This is a genomic window from Companilactobacillus nodensis DSM 19682 = JCM 14932 = NBRC 107160 (assembly GCF_000615905.1).
GTDB lineage: Bacteria > Bacillota > Bacilli > Lactobacillales > Lactobacillaceae > Companilactobacillus > Companilactobacillus nodensis.
This window is the reverse complement of record NZ_BAMN01000002.1, coordinates 185,030-202,730: the sequence shown is the minus strand read 5'-3', so window position 1 is coordinate 202,730 and position 17,701 is coordinate 185,030. Positions and strand designations below refer to the sequence as shown.

Annotated in this window: 23 protein-coding genes; 10 read left to right on the top strand and 13 right to left on the bottom strand. The window is 36.5% G+C overall.

Translation table 11 applies throughout. From position 1 onward, the window contains the following. The first annotated feature begins 23 nt into the window (after window positions 1-23). The 3 genes from JCM14932_RS02460 to JCM14932_RS02450 all read left to right on the top strand — a co-directional run bounded on the left by JCM14932_RS02460 (window position 24) and on the right by JCM14932_RS02450 (window position 1,135). Window positions 24-482, top strand: coding sequence for a nitroreductase family protein (locus JCM14932_RS02460; protein WP_025023469.1), 459 nt, complete (start codon window positions 24-26; stop codon window positions 480-482). A 78-nt stretch (window positions 483-560) separates the two neighbouring features. Then, entirely contained in the window at window positions 561-782 is a 222-nt protein-coding gene (gene mazE / locus JCM14932_RS02455; RefSeq protein ID WP_025023468.1) for a type II toxin-antitoxin system PemI/MazE family antitoxin, read from the top strand. Then, entirely contained in the window at window positions 782-1,135 is a 354-nt protein-coding gene (locus tag JCM14932_RS02450; protein WP_025023467.1) for a type II toxin-antitoxin system PemK/MazF family toxin, read from the top strand. Before mazE ends, JCM14932_RS02450 begins: the two co-directional genes overlap by 1 nt. A 45-nt stretch (window positions 1,136-1,180) precedes the next feature. Here the strand turns inward: JCM14932_RS02450 and pepI are convergent, their stop codons facing one another. The 3 genes from pepI to JCM14932_RS02435 are packed head-to-tail and all read right to left on the bottom strand — an operon-like array spanning window position 1,181 to window position 3,321. Next, window positions 1,181-2,065, bottom strand: a complete 885-nt coding sequence (gene pepI, locus JCM14932_RS02445) for a proline iminopeptidase (protein ID WP_025023466.1) — start codon at window positions 2,063-2,065, stop codon at window positions 1,181-1,183. A 57-nt stretch (window positions 2,066-2,122) separates the two neighbouring features. Further along, window positions 2,123-2,866 (bottom strand): LiaF transmembrane domain-containing protein, encoded by a 744-nt coding sequence (locus JCM14932_RS02440; protein ID WP_025023465.1) that lies wholly within the window; start codon window positions 2,864-2,866, stop codon window positions 2,123-2,125. Between the two features lie 2 nt (window positions 2,867-2,868). Continuing rightward, window positions 2,869-3,321, bottom strand: coding sequence for a LytTR family DNA-binding domain-containing protein (locus JCM14932_RS02435; RefSeq protein ID WP_025023464.1), 453 nt, complete (start codon window positions 3,319-3,321; stop codon window positions 2,869-2,871). 169 nt (window positions 3,322-3,490) lie between these two features. On the opposite strand from JCM14932_RS02435, the gene JCM14932_RS02430 reads away from it, so the two are divergent. The 4 genes from JCM14932_RS02430 to JCM14932_RS02415 all read left to right on the top strand — a co-directional run bounded on the left by JCM14932_RS02430 (window position 3,491) and on the right by JCM14932_RS02415 (window position 7,631). Beyond that, complete coding sequence (locus JCM14932_RS02430; protein WP_025023463.1) at window positions 3,491-4,651, top strand: hypothetical protein; 1,161 nt, start codon at window positions 3,491-3,493, stop codon at window positions 4,649-4,651. Between the two features lie 84 nt (window positions 4,652-4,735). Then, window positions 4,736-5,332 carry a uracil-DNA glycosylase family protein gene (locus JCM14932_RS02425; RefSeq protein WP_025023462.1) on the top strand — a complete coding sequence of 199 codons (597 nt, stop codon included), beginning with the start codon at window positions 4,736-4,738 and terminating at the stop codon, window positions 5,330-5,332. Window positions 5,333-5,448: 116 nt separating this feature from the next. After that, on the top strand, window positions 5,449-6,687 hold the full coding sequence (locus tag JCM14932_RS02420) for a hypothetical protein (RefSeq protein ID WP_025023461.1): 1,239 nt from the start codon (window positions 5,449-5,451) through the stop codon (window positions 6,685-6,687). A 2-nt stretch (window positions 6,688-6,689) separates the two neighbouring features. After that, on the top strand, window positions 6,690-7,631 hold the full coding sequence (locus tag JCM14932_RS02415) for a helix-turn-helix transcriptional regulator (protein ID WP_025023460.1): 942 nt from the start codon (window positions 6,690-6,692) through the stop codon (window positions 7,629-7,631). 49 nt (window positions 7,632-7,680) lie between these two features. On the opposite strand, the gene JCM14932_RS02410 is transcribed toward JCM14932_RS02415, so the two are convergent. The 4 genes from JCM14932_RS02410 to JCM14932_RS02395 form a co-directional block, all read right to left on the bottom strand. Further along, window positions 7,681-8,538: a nucleotidyl transferase AbiEii/AbiGii toxin family protein gene (locus JCM14932_RS02410; protein ID WP_025023459.1), complete on the bottom strand. Its 858-nt coding sequence runs from the start codon at window positions 8,536-8,538 to the stop codon at window positions 7,681-7,683. Continuing rightward, the gene (locus tag JCM14932_RS02405) at window positions 8,535-9,128 is read right to left on the bottom strand and encodes a type IV toxin-antitoxin system AbiEi family antitoxin domain-containing protein (protein WP_025023458.1); all 594 of its coding nucleotides are present in this window, start codon (window positions 9,126-9,128) and stop codon (window positions 8,535-8,537) included. The genes JCM14932_RS02410 and JCM14932_RS02405 overlap by 4 nt, the downstream gene beginning before the upstream one ends. Before the next feature lie 120 nt (window positions 9,129-9,248). Next, the gene (locus tag JCM14932_RS02400; protein ID WP_025023457.1) at window positions 9,249-10,019 is read right to left on the bottom strand and encodes an SLAP domain-containing protein; all 771 of its coding nucleotides are present in this window, start codon (window positions 10,017-10,019) and stop codon (window positions 9,249-9,251) included. A gap of 33 nt (window positions 10,020-10,052) precedes the next feature. Further along, on the bottom strand, window positions 10,053-10,598 hold the full coding sequence (locus tag JCM14932_RS02395) for a hypothetical protein (protein WP_025023456.1): 546 nt from the start codon (window positions 10,596-10,598) through the stop codon (window positions 10,053-10,055). A gap of 198 nt (window positions 10,599-10,796) precedes the next feature. On the opposite strand from JCM14932_RS02395, the gene JCM14932_RS02390 reads away from it, so the two are divergent. After that, complete coding sequence (locus tag JCM14932_RS02390) at window positions 10,797-11,108, top strand: helix-turn-helix domain-containing protein (RefSeq protein WP_025023455.1); 312 nt, start codon at window positions 10,797-10,799, stop codon at window positions 11,106-11,108. Here JCM14932_RS02390 and JCM14932_RS02385 read toward each other — a convergent pair. Beyond that, window positions 11,103-11,327: a hypothetical protein gene (locus tag JCM14932_RS02385; protein ID WP_025023454.1), complete on the bottom strand. Its 225-nt coding sequence runs from the start codon at window positions 11,325-11,327 to the stop codon at window positions 11,103-11,105. The two genes, JCM14932_RS02390 and JCM14932_RS02385, sit on opposite strands and share 6 nt — an antisense overlap. Window positions 11,328-11,640: 313 nt before the next feature. Here JCM14932_RS02385 and JCM14932_RS02380 point away from each other — a divergent pair, with 313 nt between their 5' ends. Next, the gene (locus tag JCM14932_RS02380) at window positions 11,641-13,020 is read left to right on the top strand and encodes an SLAP domain-containing protein (RefSeq protein WP_025023453.1); all 1,380 of its coding nucleotides are present in this window, start codon (window positions 11,641-11,643) and stop codon (window positions 13,018-13,020) included. 87 nt (window positions 13,021-13,107) lie between these two features. Here JCM14932_RS02380 and JCM14932_RS15835 read toward each other — a convergent pair whose 3' ends face one another. Then, the gene (locus tag JCM14932_RS15835; protein ID WP_025023452.1) at window positions 13,108-14,106 is read right to left on the bottom strand and encodes an Lreu_0056 family protein; all 999 of its coding nucleotides are present in this window, start codon (window positions 14,104-14,106) and stop codon (window positions 13,108-13,110) included. A 174-nt stretch (window positions 14,107-14,280) separates the two neighbouring features. Between JCM14932_RS15835 and JCM14932_RS02370 the strand changes: the two genes are divergently transcribed. Then, entirely contained in the window at window positions 14,281-14,940 is a 660-nt protein-coding gene (locus JCM14932_RS02370; RefSeq protein WP_025023451.1) for an HAD family hydrolase, read from the top strand. A gap of 31 nt (window positions 14,941-14,971) precedes the next feature. Here the strand turns inward: JCM14932_RS02370 and JCM14932_RS02365 are convergent, their stop codons facing one another. From JCM14932_RS02365 to JCM14932_RS02345, 4 genes are all read right to left on the bottom strand, one after another. Beyond that, the gene (locus JCM14932_RS02365; RefSeq protein ID WP_025023450.1) at window positions 14,972-15,370 is read right to left on the bottom strand and encodes a type II toxin-antitoxin system HicB family antitoxin; all 399 of its coding nucleotides are present in this window, start codon (window positions 15,368-15,370) and stop codon (window positions 14,972-14,974) included. Window positions 15,371-15,404: 34 nt separating this feature from the next. Continuing rightward, window positions 15,405-15,596, bottom strand: a complete 192-nt coding sequence (locus JCM14932_RS02360) for a type II toxin-antitoxin system HicA family toxin (RefSeq protein ID WP_025023449.1) — start codon at window positions 15,594-15,596, stop codon at window positions 15,405-15,407. 203 nt (window positions 15,597-15,799) lie between these two features. Beyond that, window positions 15,800-16,693: a YitT family protein gene (locus tag JCM14932_RS02355; RefSeq protein ID WP_025023448.1), complete on the bottom strand. Its 894-nt coding sequence runs from the start codon at window positions 16,691-16,693 to the stop codon at window positions 15,800-15,802. A 153-nt stretch (window positions 16,694-16,846) separates the two neighbouring features. Further along, the gene (locus tag JCM14932_RS02345) at window positions 16,847-17,503 is read right to left on the bottom strand and encodes a hypothetical protein (protein ID WP_025023447.1); all 657 of its coding nucleotides are present in this window, start codon (window positions 17,501-17,503) and stop codon (window positions 16,847-16,849) included. Window positions 17,504-17,701 lie beyond the last annotated feature (198 nt).

Below are 17,701 nucleotides of genomic sequence, written 5' to 3'. Positions count from 1 at the left end.
TAAACAAAAGGAGTGTCGTCGTCATGGAAACATTAAATATGATCAGTTCGCGCAAGGCTATTCGTGAGTACTCTGGACAAATGACCGCTGAACAATTGAACAAAATTCTCATTGCCGCAAACGCCGGTCCCGTTGGTATGGGTAATTATGATGATTATCGTTTGACTGTAATTCAAAATTCAAAAGTACTAGCTAAACTAAATAATATTTACGATGCACCAACTGTTATCGTGATCTCAGCTAAGAATCCTAGTCGCATGGAATATATTTCATCCGGTGCAATCGCTCATAACATTGAACTGGCTGCTGAAGATCAAGGTGTTGGCGCCAATTACAATATGGCATGCATTAGTTCAATTCCCGATGGTGTTGTTCCAGAATTCTTTAAGCCACTGTTCGCTGTGACATTAGGACAAACTAATGAGAAGTTTGTTGATCGTAAGATTTCTTTGGGTAGAATCAAAACTAATACTGTTAAATAAAAGCTCATTTCAATAGTTTGTTTTTATTAGTATAACAAGTTATACTCGTTATACTAAATGAAGAAGGGATTGGTTGTTATGTTAGAAGTCAAAGCCGTACAAAGAGGAAACTCTCTAGCACTTGCCCTACCCAAAGAAGCCAACATAAAAAAAGGCGATACTTGGCTTATGGTAAAGGATAAAAGTAATGGTGGTTACATACTTGTACCTAAAATTAAAAATCCTTATAAAGATGCCAAGCCTGGATCAATGTACACACCCGAAGAGTGGTCTGATATATCCTTTGATGAGGTAGAATAATGGATTATAAACCCCGACAGGGAGACATCGTTTGGATTGATTTTGATCCAACTCGTGGTCATGAAATCAAAAAAAGACGACCAGCGTTAGTGATAAGTAGTGATGATTACAACAGTGCAACAAACTTTATAATAGTTTCTCCAATAACACATACAATACGTTCTATACCTGGATATTTCACGTTAAGTGGATATGCTACCGAAGGACAGGTAGTAACTCAGCAGGTATATTCTTTAGATGCAACAAAAAATGGAAAAAGAAATCCGGTATTTATAGAAAAAATGAATATAAACGAATTCCTAATAGTCATGCAGCTAGTAGAATTCAATTTTAATTTTAATATGCTTAAATAAAAAATAAACTAGAACAAATTTTAAAAATCTGTTCTAGTTTATTTTTTAGGCATTCTCTTCCAACCACTTATTCAATCGTTTCAGATAAGCATCAGTCTCATCAATAAAGGCCATATGACGACTGTGGGCAAACAAGGTCCACTCCGTATTTGGCAATTGATCATACATAGTCTTGGCAATCAGCGGTGTACATAAATCATCCGTTCCGCTAGTTACTAGCGTTGGTGTATCAATCTTCTGTAACTTATTCGTATAATCATAATCCTTCAAATTACCAGTTGGATAATACTCGTTTGGTCCCCAGGCTGTTTCATAAGCTACGTCTCCAAAGATTTTTTCACGACGCAAGTACTCAGGCGACTCATCTGTAACTGGTCCTGACGCATGTTGTTCCATGAAGTGATCATTAGCGACTAAGTAATCTGGTGCTGTGAAATCATTAGTCGCCTCTGCATGTGAAATCGCGGTCTGATCCACTAGCGACATGAACTTGATCATCCGATGTTGTTCTTGTGCCCAAAGTTGTGATGAAGACAAAGTGCTGGCGAGAATCATGCTCTTAATGCCTTTTGGAGCGTAATCACACATGTAGATAATCTCCAGCATCCCACCCCATGATTGACCCAAGAGGTGAACCGACTTCAATCCTAGATACTCGCGCAATGTTTGTAATTCATCGACCCATGTAGCCGCAGTATAAATATTTTTGTCATCAGGAATACTCGACTTGCCACAGCCGATTTGGTCATACATAACAATTGGACGTCCTGTCTCTTCAGCCAATTGATCGAATACTTCAAAGTAATTGTGCGTTGAACCCGGACCACCATGAAGTAATAGTAATGGCGTCTTGCCTGAACTCAAATCACCAGTTACTCGATAGTAAGTTTTGTATTCATGGAATGGCACATATCCATCTGTAATTTTCAATTTAATTATCTCCTCTAAAAAACAATTACAAAATCATAATTTGTAATTGTTTTTTAATTATATATAACAAATTTTCAATCCAGCTAATGAGTAATAGCCACGAAGCGTAATACTTGGGCTATCCTCCGTAACGACTGGTTTTCCCTCTTCACTAATACCACTCATATTATTATTGTCAATTTGCTTAACAATATTCCAATTCCTAGGAACATACAACTCAACCCCGCCAAGCGACACATTGACATTGATAGTAGCGGTATCTTGAACAGTCACATTGTCAAAATAAACTTTGGCATTGCCCATTTTAACATCGATATCAGCTTGTTTGAAATCTTGTGATGTCACATATCTAACACTGCTACCCATTTTGACAGTGACATCAACGTCCGATTCATCAACTGTCTTAACGTCAATGTTGTGATCATATCCGCGTTGTTCATGCCAATTATAACCACCGTGATGACCATACCGCATCCAAGGATGATGCTTCATCAAGAACGGACGGAGGATCAATGACAATCCAATCGAGATCAAAATTGCTGCACCGATGACTGTCCAAGGAACTATTGCCGTGATGTGCAACGGTTTGGCATACAAAATAGCTAAGAATGCCAGCGAGAACACCGTCCCTGGTACCATGAAGTACACCAAACTCTTAATTAACATCGCCACAAGAAAAATCGTTGCGACGATTGTCCAAAAACTAAATGTATAAGTGATCAAATGTAACTGACTGACTATTAGGATTCCAGCACTCAACAGTAAGAATAAGCCCCAGAATATTCCATTCCTATTTTTCATATTCAAAACTCCCTTTTATCTAAGCTGTTTTTTAAATCTTTCAAGAATCGCCTCGAAACATACAACGTCTTATAGGTATTTTTGAATTGAACCAAATTACCAGTTACTGACCTAGTCAATGAACTTATTTCGTTCAAGTTCAAAATTGATGACTTGGAGATACGTAAGTAATTATCTGGCAACTTCTCTTCCAATTCATAGAGACGATAATGGATCAAAAAGGCATTATTGACAGTATGGGCATAGACATTTCGATCATTAGTTTCAAAGAACAAAATATTTTTGAGTTCCAACGAATAAACCGTCTCACCAATATAACCATTGATCTGACTGAGTTCGTTTTGAATTATTTTTATTTGTTTAACTAACTTTTTCAATTCGTCATCATCCAATGGAGATTTGATAATAATCTCCCTTTCCGGATAATCCGAAGATACGTCCACCCTGATTTTCATACCCAACAACCCTTTCGTTAAATGTATTACACCACATCCAAGTTACTCTGTATAGATATTACGTATGAGTGGTTATTTTTGTTGTTTAAGTGGTACTAATCACAGATACGACATAATATGTCGTATTGAAATTTTATAATAGTCACATCAAATAAGAGGAGTGGATAAGATGGCAGGAAAAATAAACCTTGATATCGAGAAATACCTTGACGAAAAGCGCTGGGCTGTCAACATGTTGATCTACAACTACAGCGAGCCAACCAGAATTTCAGATGACACATTAGTCACCTTATTGTCAGATGAAAGACGACGTCTGACCAAGCGTGAGGCTCGGTTCCAACTATTTAATGAATACGGCGAATTATATATTGACGATGCTGATCTGGATGATTTCAGATCTCAATTCTTCAAACGATTGGCTGAAAAAAAATCTGAAATCCTACCGCAAGGCACACCCAACTTACGAATCATTATTGATCTAATTGATGAAATTAATAAGATGGGACTGCACGTCGTTGGATCTCATCAAGAACTCAAGGAATCATGGGATTGCATCTACGATAATGTAATTCCTGATTTAGAAAATCATGATCTCGTATTAAGCAAGAAGCCTGTACCAAAAAAGTTTACTTGGGACCATGTCTTTTATGAAATTATTGATTCTAATGATAACTTCATTCTCAAACAAATTCCTGAAAAAATGCTTGGTGCAGTACTACTTAGTCTAGTGCTCAAAATAAAGCCTTACAATATCAAACAAATGTTACTATTTCCTAAAATATCTAGTGATATTGCCGCCAACCCTGACACACGTCTGAGATTAGAAAATCACTATTGTTCTGACTTCAGAGAGGTCATTTCTATTTCCGACATCAAATTGCTTCAAAATATTCCTATAAAAAAAGACGAAGATCACATAATAAAGAAGTTTCAATTCTTGAATTCCCAGAATAGCCTCGAATATGGTGGTCCATTCGCTGAAAGTGATGCTCGAGATGCTCTGATACATGTCTCCTATGATCTGCCTGACACTAGTAAAGACGATGCCAAGAAACTATCTGACTGGATTATCAAAACCGCTGACAAAGCTCACGTCTACATTAAACGCCGCGAAAGACGACAAGATAACTGCTATCTCGTCAAACATTTCATCATCAAAAACAATACGATCGATGACTTGATTGGCAACACACAATTAGCTGATCCAGAATACAATCACGAGTCTGTCTTCGAGGTCTTCAATAGCTCAACTGAAGAATCAATGCGCTATGATCTTTCATTCGGTGAACTAGTAACTTACCTATTATCACTATTAATAAAAGAATTCTAAATCATTAAAAGAATATCTAAAACGACATATTATGTCGTATTGAAATATTAAAATAGCATTATCAAATAAGGGAGAGATTAAATTATGACAAACAATACTAACGAATTACCATTCAATACTGTTGATAGCTGGGCTATCTGGGACACACCCACTGAATCATTAGCCGATAAAAGCGATAGTGAAAGAGAAAAACTATTCGGTGCATCTTATCAACCTGAAAGTTTTCCAAAAAATGCCTTATCTGATGATATCGTTGAACAACTAAAACAAGTTAAATACGTTCTAGTTGGTCTAAACCCTGGTAATGCCGCAGTAAAGCAAGATCCTAATACTAACTTCCTCAACTTCCACGGAGCAAAGAAGAGCATGGACTATCGCCTAGCTGCTGCTCTATATAACACTGACATGTGGGGGGCCTTCATGACTGACCTAACACCCGTTATCGAAAGTGACAGTACAAAGGTAAATCCTAATCAAAGCGACGTTGATGCTCTTGAAGCTCATCTTGATGAATTGAATATTCCAAAAGATGCCACGATTGTTGCCCTAGGCGGTGCTTCATATGAAGCCTTATCTGCACACGCCAAGAGAAACGTTGTAACAATTCCTCATTATTCAGGTGCTAACGGTCATTGGAAGGCCGAAAACACACACGCTAAGATCCTTGAAATTACTAAATAAACAATCATCAAAAAACACCTTTCGAACGATATTGTTCCAAAGGTGTTTTTAAATTAGACATAATATGTCGTATTGAATTGATAAAATATTATTATTAAATAGAGGGAGCGAATAATATGAGTGACAAAAGCAATTACATTAATGGACTAATGAAAGATAGAATGATCTTAAATCTGTACACATATAACTATTCGTCACCTGTAACACTGGTTAAAGATAGCTTGATTACATTATTCTCTGATGAGAATTGGCGCTTGAGCCATAACGTTAATCGCTTTAAGATAGAAAACATAGACATGAGTCTAGAATCAGACATAATAAGTATTAGCGATTTCGAATATTCTATTAATGAACTTCACGATTCATATAACATTCCAACATTTCGTTTCCCGGGTTTAAATCCTGATCTCGTTTTACAATTTATTAATAATCCAGCTCATGGCGCTGGCAACGGATCTGATGTATATAACTTCACTCAAGATTCTACTGAATGTTATGAAGTATTAAATGATAATCTACTGATTACGGCATTACAAAAAGCCAAAACTAATCATTACCAACAATTAGTGCCCGTTAAAGAAGACGATGACAAATTCCTTGTTGACCTTGAATACAATAAAGTAATGAAACAAATGTATCATCGTATGGCTTGTTTCAGAGAGCTATACTACGTTATCCCACCATTTAATAACAAAAATTTTAATATCGTAACACCTAATTCTTTAAGTGCAGTACTCTACGCTCTTGATTTAGGTATTAATGCTGAGAATATCAAGAAATTAATTCTATATCCTACGCTTACTCCAGACGAACTTGCTAATGTGAAACTAATATATTCAAAGGATATACACACAAAGTTATTTGAAGTCTATGAAATAACTGCTATTGAAGACATTGGATATTACGCTCCTGATGATGATGATTCCAATCCTGCTACATATGACTGTTACTTCTACAACCCTGACAGTGAGGAGCTAACTACATTAATAGCCCACGACGATATCGATTCCGCATTAACTTATATCTACCACAAAGAATACGATCCTGAGCTGAACGCTGATCAGCACAAGTTAACCAACGCCTTAATTGATATTGCCGATAAGCATAACTTGTCAATTCAACGTCAATTACGTCGTAAATCAACTATCAGTCAAATCAACCATATTGACTTCGAGAATAAAAAATTAACTTCATACGACAGCGAACTAGTCCAGGACTACGGAAATAATTGTTGGATCGAATCTGTCTTCAATGTTATTGAAAAAGATACTAAAAATCAGGTTATGTATGATATGACAATAGGTCAACTATTCTCCTACATCGTGTCATTAGATTACCCATCTTTGGAGGAATAAATATGAGTGTAAATGACCGTGTTGCTTCAATGTTCATCCGTATGATTCAAGGCGAGACGCTTTATCGTGATGAAGAAGCGTCTCGCTACAGCAAAACCCCTACTACCATCGGACGAGATATGAAATCCATTCGGGAGTACATCGAAGATAGTGGTGCAAATGTTAACTTCGTCAGAAAGATTGAGCCTGCTCGCTACTACATTACTAAGAATACCGATATTCCCTTTGAAGAAATTCTTGCCATCCTAAAAATAATCATTGGAACCCGTTCCTTCAATAAACCAGAATTTGCTCAATTACGTAATCGCCTGCTCGGTCAGCTCTCAAAAGAAGATCGTAATAAAGCCACTCGTTTAACTAATAGTACCGTCGCCAAATATATACCTGTTAAATCCAAATATAACTTGCTAAGTCGTATCAAGGACTTCTCAAACTACATCGACGGTAATCTTACCATTGACTATAAATACCACAGTAGTACTGGAATCATAGGGCAAGGACTAGCCTTACCTGTAAGTATCTACTTCGACACTTTTTATTTTTATGTTGTCATGTACAGTGAAGAATCCAACAAGAGCCGCCCTTACCGACTTGACCGATTCGAATCATACAACGCTTCAAAGGCTAACAAAATCAAAATGCCGCAACAATTAAAAAAGGATGACGGAACCGAACGTAACAATACTTACTTGTTGAGCTTTGGCAATAACGTCCACTTCGAATTCTATTATTCTGGTTATCCGCAAACTGCACTCGATCGATTCCCTAATTCTAAGATCAAGCAAACCTTGGATAATGAAGTTCTCATTGAGGGGGATGCTTATACTCAAGGATTAGTCCTCTGGATCATGGGACAAGGTTCCCGAGCTCGGGTTAAGTCACCAGCTTCACTTGTTAGTGCTGTTAAGGATGAGTTGGAGAAGACTATGAAGTATTACGAATAAAAATAACACATTAAGAATATCGGAAATCAAAATTCCTAATTCTAATGTGTTATTTTTTTATAGCTCTCAAAATCAACTTCATAGATGCATCACATGTATCTTTAAAATTTATTCCCTGGGCATAAACATTCCTTGCCTGATATAACTTCCATTTTTTATTCATTTCTTCGTTATTCTTTAAAATATTTAATCGTTCATAATACTTATCCAAAAGAATACCAGTATTCCTACTATTATTCGTAGCTACTAGAGCCTTGTGTAGTAAATTGAAATCAATCTCCAATTTATCGCTAGTACAAAATAAATATAAATCATAAAAATCCTTTAACCTGGTATTAAGATCCATCCTACTAACAACAGTTTCTAATTTTTCTGCAATGATTGTTTCAACATTATAAGTCATAATATTAATTACTCTATCTTCTAGTAACAATTTATGGCCATAACTAATCGCATGCTCTGTAATTACATCTCCTGTAGAAATATCTATTTTAATATCTACATTTGTGGAATACACAGACGCATCAATATAGATACGATATCCGGAATATTCTGCCTCTTCACGAATATCTTCAATTTTTCTAATTTTCAAATTAATAATATCTTCTGGAACCCTTATTGCACAAATCTCCGTAAATACTTCTTTCATTTTTTCTTTACTGACTAAAATACCTGTAACGGAAGTATCAATATCACGGGTAGATCTGGTACTAATACCTAATATAGATCCAATTAAAAACCCACCTTTTAATATGAGATTATCACAATATTTAGAACATGAAATTCGATCCAATAAGTCATCCAGTATTACTTCCTGCAACATTATTTGTGGCGTTACTTTCTTTTCTTTGGCTATCTTCCTAACATTATACAAAAATTGCTTTTTATCAGAAAAGTCGAGTTTCAAAGTAGAACCTCCATATAATTACTAATTTCTTTTTGAACTTTGAAGATTTTTGAATATTCAGTCAGTCTATCTAGTTTCTTGTCAGATATTTTTACATAGCTATTCATAGCCTGTTTAATGGTTTCAGCATCAGAGCGGTCTCTACTTCTCAGAATATCGCACAAAGTTCTTTCAACATTATATGCAACTACATAATGTCCACCAGGACTTTTAATTTCTTCGATTCCAATATCGTACAACTCATTTTTTTGTCGATAAATTTTTAACGGTACATCTAAATCAGCACTGTAGCTGTATGTTAAAGGAAAATTCATTTCGTACGTGTCAGGTGTTCGATCAATCATTCCATGAAGAAATAAAGAAGTATCTTTGAAATAAACCCCCTTGGAAAATCTGAACTGCAGTGCAGAAACGTCATCCCCAAACTCATAAGGTTTAATATATACTCCTCGAGCTATCCTATCCAACTTACCTTTACTATATAGCCAACTCAACATTTTGGTGGAGATGCCGTTCTCCTTAGCCTCTTTAGTATTTATTTGTCCTTGATTTTGTTTCAAGAATTCATCGATTATTTCTGTCTGAGTTATCATACTTATCACCTCCGTAGTTCCTTACTGTGCACATATAATACCATATAGCGTGTATGACAAGGAATAAAATGGTATTAAAAAAGCACATCTTTCGATGTGCTTATAAATACATTTTGATTAAAGACTATTACGACTTGTCCAAACACCAGGATAATCATTTTCCAAAATGGTACTTACATAGTAAAGATTGGTCATTTTAAGTCCTACTGCTCTACCATATGAGAGCAACAAATTATGATCTGGAATACTTGCTAATATAGTGGGATCACAGTTATATGGATCAATCAACATATCCCTAAGTTCCTTAATACTCATACCATTTACATAACCATTACCAGGCACAAAGTTAGCATCAGTTTGTAAGTTCTTTGGTGCCATATTAGTTTTGACAATGTCTCCACCAGCTTCTACCCAACCATGATTAGAAACTTGATAGAAGGTATATTGACCATCAGTGATGGCCTTTCCCATTTGGAATTCACCGGTTATGGTTTGAGGTTCCACAACTCCGGTTCTGTCATCCCAAACCACAGCATTATTAGCATAAATAACTACGCCCCTGTTGCTAGTACTGCTAGAGGTATTAGAACTGTTAGAGCTTCCCGCATTAGCATCATAAGTAACTTCACTAGCCTTAACATATTCACTAGTTGCAACCTGATACATTGATACGCCATTGATTGTCTTAGTTTTGCCAACTCTCCAAGGTGTATTTGGCATCAACGCACGGTTTGTTACCAAGCTACCTTGTGGATTGTAGATACGAACAATACTGCTTCCTGTTGTTGCGACACCTGCAGCTGACACGTTTGTTAAGTTGCTTACAGCACTTAGTGAAATGGCCGCAAATCCTGCCATTGCTAAACTACCGATTAGTTTTTTATTCATTTGTTTTCCCCATAGTATGTATTTTTATTAAGCTTATTTGTACCAAACTTCATGAGTAGAGTTTGACTCTAGTTTATTCCCTGTCAAAGTGAATGTACTTACACTATTATTTCCAGAATAGCTACCACCTTCGAAAGCAATAGTAACTTGATCACCATTAATAGATGCGATACTATACTCACCATTTTGGAATTTACCGTTCTCTAGGCTATAAACACCCATATTATCAAAGGATAAAGTAGAATTAGATCCTATCCATCTTGCATAAACATCCTCTTTAGTTACAACTGAACTAGCTGGTCCATCATAGTCAGTTTCTGAGGCCTTAACATATTCGTATGTAGCAACTTGATACATCTTTTCACCATTGATAAGTTTTGTCTTACCAACTCTCCAAGGTGTATGTGGCATCAAAGCACGATTTGTTACCAAATTGCCTTGTGGATTATAGATTCTAACAATGCTGCTACGTGTGGTTGCGACACCTGCAGCTGATACATTAGTCATATTGCTGAAGGCACCGATTGAAACGGCAGCGAATCCGGCAATTACTAGACTTCCCAAAGTACTTTTTCTCATAATAAAATCTCCCTAGATGTAATTATATATTTAAAACGTCTTAATTATATATATGCAATTACATATAATCAAGACAGTTTTGCCAAATTTCATCAATAACATGTCATTCCACTTTTTCATATAAACTTATATGTGTTAATCTTTCATAAGAATAAAAAGTTGAACTTACATATAAGAATCAATGATTGGAGGAAGTTCATGCTTGAAGAAATTGGCAAAACCATTCGCAAACAAAGAAAAGCTCTGAACATGACGATCGAGCAACTGGCTGAAAAATCAGGATCATCACCAAGTTTGATTTCAATCATCGAACGTGGCAAGTTAGACAATATCAAAATGCAGAAACTAAGTGATATTGCCCAAGCGCTCAATCTTCAATTGTCAGACTTCTTCTTAAACGAAAATCTCCAAGATCCTGATACGCTGAACCTGATCAATTACTTGTCGACTCTTCCGGAGGACAAACGTAGGAATCTGGCCAAGCTTATCATGAAACTCAAAAATCTATAGCTTATATTTTTGAATGATCGACCATGCAATTTGTTCAATTGTGTGGTCTTTTTTTAATGCCTTATATTCATCGTCCAATTTGATTGGATCCGGTAGATGATTTAACGTTAAAATATCAAAATTATGAAAATCTACTCGATGATGACTTAATTCATATATCAGGAATTTCAGATCTTGTAACTTCTTCATATTATTGAAAATCTCATCATCTGCTTCCATACATATCCCCCCTCATATCTCTTATTCAATATTCATGAGGTTACTTTAGCATTCTAATACGACACATCACGTCGTATTATAATAATCCCAAAATATATTTATTGAAAAATTAGCCGATTCATCAACAATGCTTTTTTGCCCGGTAATAGCATTGATATACGGCAAAAAAGTAATACTATTATAGGTGTGTATGCATTATCAACATCTAATACACAGGGAATTATCAAATAAATCTAGGGGGATTATTATGAATCTATTTACAAAGTCAGCCGTCACTAGTTTGGCCGCAATCACACTGCTCTAAGCAGGAGTATTGGCAACGCCTCAAAAGGCAGAAGCTTCAGCTTCTCCAATCGCACGTACTTCTAGAACAACGCGTATTTATAATAAGAAAGGTAACTTGGTAACCAATCGTGCATTAGCACCTAATACTGATTGGCTGACTGGTAAGGTCATCTCTCTAGGTGGTGAATCTTACACACAAGTTGCTACTAACGAATATGTAAAGAATAACGACGTTAAAATCATTAATCCATACACAGCCGTAGATCCTAACAAGGGTAAGATGGTCGGACGTGTCATCATGGGTTCTGATCGAGTTTTCAACACAGCAACCAACAGCGTTAGCCCTACATTGCTAGATGGTGGAAGTGAATGGCTCGTATCAAAAGCTGTCACAAACAAGAATGGACAAACATTCTATCAAATCTCTAAGAACCAATGGGCATTCGCTGAAAATATGATGACTAACTACCCTATCAGTGCCACATATAACGCCGATTTCGGTGTTACATCCGACAATGATCCAATCGCTACTGGAAGCTTCGGCCCAGCTAACGAGAGCAACAATGGACTTGTAGTAACAATTCATGCCGGTGCTGCTAACATTTATGATGATAGAACCGGTCTAGCAACTTCTAATACTGTTCCAGAAGGTTCTCAATGGAAAGTCAGCCGTGTAGTAACGGTTAACAATGGTCCATACTACTTCAAGATTGGATCACATCAATGGATCGAGGGCGGTCACGCTGAGGTTAGTCAGAGACCAAATCCTGACTTTGTTAATTCATTCGGACCAGCCCTACTAGATGGTACTGAATATGGTAAGAACCCAACTAGATACAATGGTTCTACAACTGTTGATACGAATAACAATACATCGACAGATACAAACACAAATAACACTGACAACACTGGTTCATATCAACCAAATCTTGCCAACATCAACAAGTACTTCGTTGAATACCTCAATGCTTTGCACAGAGCTAACGGCACTGCACCAGTACACTCATCAGCTTCTATGATCAGTTATGCTCAACAACGTGCCGGTCAACAAAATGGTGGTAACTTGGATCACTCAACCGCTGAACAAGATACTTCCGAAAACTTAACAAGCGCCGGATTCAACTACATGAATTATGCTGGTGTTAAGTCTGATAAGGATGCTGCATACTTCCTATTGAAAGATTGGTATGACGAAACTAACAACTATGCTCCTCTAGGGCAAGCAGGTCACTTCGGTCACCGTGCTGCATTGATCTACTCTGGTCCTACAGTTGGTCTAGGTATTACTAACAGTGATGCCGCCTTCGATGCTGACTGGAATGACGGTTCATTGAACGCACAAAACAAGCTTTACAATTACACTGGTACAAATCCTAATACTCAATTTATTTCTAAAGATTCGATTTAGAATTTATTACAGAACTCCTTCGGGAGTTCTTTTTTTGCACAAAAACACCTCAACCCATTGTTAGGTTGAGGTGTTAAGTAATACGTTTTATTCGTTATCTTCGCTTTCAATTGCAGGTATTTTACCAGCTACCGATTGCACTGTCTGCTTTTGATCATTAGTTGAGTAATATTTACTCTCCAACTCACTCAAACTGATATTATGCTCGATGTAACTTTCATCAGCAGTAGAATCACCACTATTAGGATCCAACATATAGTAACTTACAGTATCACCGTTAATCTTATATCCAACATCAGAAATAGCTGTACCTGTTCCAATCCAATATCTACCATCATTAATAAAAATACCAAGATTGATTTCTTTAGATAAGTCATCACTTGGCATAGCTAGTTGACGAACCATAACTCCGATTAGCTTAGGATCAGTAGTTTCTACAGAAGAACTACTATTAGACTTCGACCGATCACTACTTGAGTTTGTACTTGTTCCCGCATTGATCTTCTTACCTGCAACAATAGCCGCAAAGCTCAATTTAACTTTGGAATTCTCGGTTTCAGTCAAGTCAGGGGTCCCATCACGGCTTTGGTCAACTAAGACGATCGGCTGATTATCGTGAAAGGCGAAGAAATAAGTAATGTGGTTTGGCAATGGTGGAACTGTACCATTGTAATTATAAATAGCAACAACGTTATATTCATTATTGCCACTACCATCTTTACTCCAACCAATCGAAGCATTAGAACCTTCAACATTTACCTTAGACAAATCGTCAGGATACACTGTCCCAGTCGATGTCTTTAGAGAATGTGTTCCATCATATTTAACATATGACTGTTTCATAGTTGGAGCCCATTGATCAATGAAACTCTTCAAGCGATTATCTTTGTTTGTATCCCAAAGAGTATCTGACTTTTTAGCTGTAGTCGTTTGAGTCTTGTGATTCTTCTTAGAATTTACTGCCGTTGTCGTCGTTGGCTTCTTACTAGATGTATCACTTTTACTTTCGTTTTGACTGCTGCATCCCGCCAAAACTAGCGCCCCTGTGAATAACAAAGTTGCCAATTTTATTCTTTTACTTTTCATACCTATCCCCCTGTAATATATGATAATTCCCTAATGTAACTCACAGTTACATCATATTACTTCTCTGCCTTTTATCAATGGAATTATTGGGCAAACCAGCATTATAACTTGGCAATTAAGCAGGTGGATATTAGTGTACAATCAAGATATAACATGATCATAAGGGGTGTACTCATGACAAATCTGCATAATAAAAAATTCGTCTTCTTCGATATGGACGGACTATTGATCGACACGGAAGGTCTGTACTATTCAACGCGCAAAACCGTTTTGGCTAAGTATGGCTTCTCATTCACCAAAGAAGATAATCAACATTACATTGCCAAGGGCTTCCCAGATACTAAGCGCCGACTTCAAGAACTCGCTAGTGATAAGGAACTTGGTGCAAAAATGTTCGACGAATCCATGCAACTCTATCACGATAAAGTTATGGCTAGTGAAGTGACTCTTAAACCTGGCGCAATTGAGTTTCTTCAATTCTTGAAGGATCATGAGATTGATAGATACGTTACATCATCTTCCACACATGAAATTCTGATGACCAATGTCAAAAACGTTGGGATTGAAGATTACTTCACTGCTCTGATCAGTGGGGATGATATCAAGAATAATAAACCTGCACCTGATATATACTTGCACGCTCTGGACGTTACTCATGCCAAGCCTGAAGAAGCAGTTGTGTTCGAAGATGCTGAAAGTGGTATTCGAGCTGGACTGGCTGCTGGAATCGATGTCGTGATTGTGCCTGATTCGTTACAGCCAAAAGATGAGTTGGCTGAACAGGCTGTTGCGGTGTTAGATAGTTTGAATCAGGCTGCGAGTTTGTTTGAATAATTTTTAAATACTAAAAAATCTCTGACATTTGTCAGGGCTTTAATTTTTGTTTGAGGCCTTCAAGCAAAGTCTCCGAGAAATTAATATTTCTTTCTTCCGCTTGTTGAGCAATATCTGCGGGCAAAGTAGTATTTTTTCTTACGTACGGCACTTTAACCGTTAATCTGATTTTTTCAAGATCCACACTAACCAAATTGACGATTGCTTGAGGATTCTTTTTTCTAATATCATTTATATCAGACGGATCAGGAAGATTCTCCAATTCATACAGCGATAATCCGAGAGCTTCAGGCGCTCTATCAAGTGCTTCAGCCAAACTATTGCCGTATGTTAATGCATCAGGTACATCGGGAAACTCTACACTGTAAACTCCCTTTTTATTTTCCGAATCATCAAATATAGCTGGGTATACTACCAATCTTTTTTTCATTTTTCTTCTCCATATTTTTGTTATTGGATTCATATCATTTCAATCCTGACTGTTTCAAAATCGAGTTATATGTCTTCGGAGGAATACTGTCTTTTAATCTAGAATACGCAACAGTAGCGAACCTGCCATTACCATCCGTCAATCTATGATGATCACCAATTATACGTATTTCATAAAAACCATGTTCACCCAATAATTTTAATATTTCCTTTGCCGTATGCTCCATATTAACTCCTATAAGCAATTATGATTATACGCATTTAGCGCGTACCGTCAATTTATTTAACTTTTTATTTTTTTATGAATTAAATTATCCTATATATTAAATTACGGAAAAAAGATTCTATTCTTTTAAATAACTAATTTGTCAGAACATCTAAAAAGACATCTAAACCAATTACGATTTAGATGTCTTAACTTTAAATTTAATCATTTATGTAAACCAATGTGATATCTCTTCCGCTCATAACTAAATCCTTCACCGATCACCTCATGAGCGTTGAGTACTGTAACAAAGGCTTTGGAGTCAACGGATCGAATCAGCTGCTTTAATTGCGGCACTTCACGCGGCTGAATAATCAGATAAATAATCTTCTTTTCATCATTTTGATAGCCACCTTCAGCATTCAGATATGTCCAGCCACGATCGAACGTAATATCAATTATCTGAGCAATCTCTTGGTATTTATCAGAAATAATAAACAAAGCTTTGGCACGATTGGGACCTTCTTGTACGGCATCAATCACTCTTGCGAGTACAAAACTAACGATCAACGAATACATTATGTGATAGAAGTCCAAATATGACAGTGACAAGAATAATACAACATAGTCCATAATTAGAATCCCTTTACCAGACGACACACCGTACTTTACCTGTCCCACACGAGCGATGATATCACTACCACCTGTCGTTCCGTTAAAACGAAAGACTAATCCAATACCGAATCCAGATAATATTCCGGCCGCAACTGATGACAGTAACAAGTCATGATGTAATGGTAACGGCTTAATGAAGGTTTGCTTCGACCACAGTATTAAAAATAACGACAAACAAACTGTTCCATAAAGCGTGTAGAGCATAGCACGCTTACCTAAGAAACGAATACCAATTAGTATCAGCGGAATATTAAGAATTAAAGTACTAACACCAAGATTAATGTGTAAAAAATATCGAATGATCAACGTAATACCACTCAAACCACCATCGGCCAAACCATTAGGAATAGAAATCATATCCAAACTAAACGAATAGATGGCACACCCCAGGGTAATCATCAATATTTCCAAACTATTATATTTGGTCCACCATTTGAAATTCATATTTGCCCCTCCAATATAATAATTTTTATTATTAATCCTAGTGTACACTGAATTACTATTTTGATTTTGAAATCTAAATTAAATTTAACCATAAGAAAAATCCCTTAGCTTGAATTTTATATCCAAACTAAGGGATTAATTTTATCATTTTAATTATTGAGGTCCGATATTCCCACCACTTTCAGCCCCAGCAAAGTAAGTATCTTTGACCCATTCATTGGTAGCAACACGATAATATTTTGCACCATCGTAAGTCTTGATTTTGTCAGAGTACCATACAGTATTATTCAACAAAGCACGATTTGTTACGTTAGAAATTACACCGGTCGTTTTTGAAAATGCAACGATTGGACAATATGAACCGTTCTTGTTTTTGACAGTTACATTCTCATAGAAAACTTGGGTAGTAGCATTTTTTGCTGCAACACTAGCGTCAGCACCGCTCTTGGTATAAGTTGGAACTTGCAACAATTTATAACCAGTTTCCGTCTTTTGGAATGATATTTTACTTGGAGTAGCAATGTGTCCATCAACCAATGGAGCATCTTGAGTAGCAATATCACCAACATTTCTAGCCCAAACTATATGTTGTGTCCATACTTCTTTTTGCTGACCATCAACGTTAACATAAATACCAACAGTAACTGGTCCTTGATCAGAGCCAATCTCATAGTCAAGTGACTGAGCCTCAACATTTGTCGGATTGCTCAAAACACCCGTAATACCCACAGCCCCAGCACCTAACAAAGATAAAGCTACCAATGAGCTACAAGCAACCTTTTTGTAAAGCTTATTAATTCCCATTCTCATATTTATTCCCCATTTCATAAAAAACAACTTTAAGTGTATTTTAGCAAACACACACGTCACTATATGTCGTATACGAAAAATTATGAAAATACTTTTATAAATAATTCATCTAAATACCAAATAAAAAAAATACCTTAACCCAAAATCAGGCTAAGGTATCAAATATCATATTTAATTAGAAACACTATCAAATCAGTG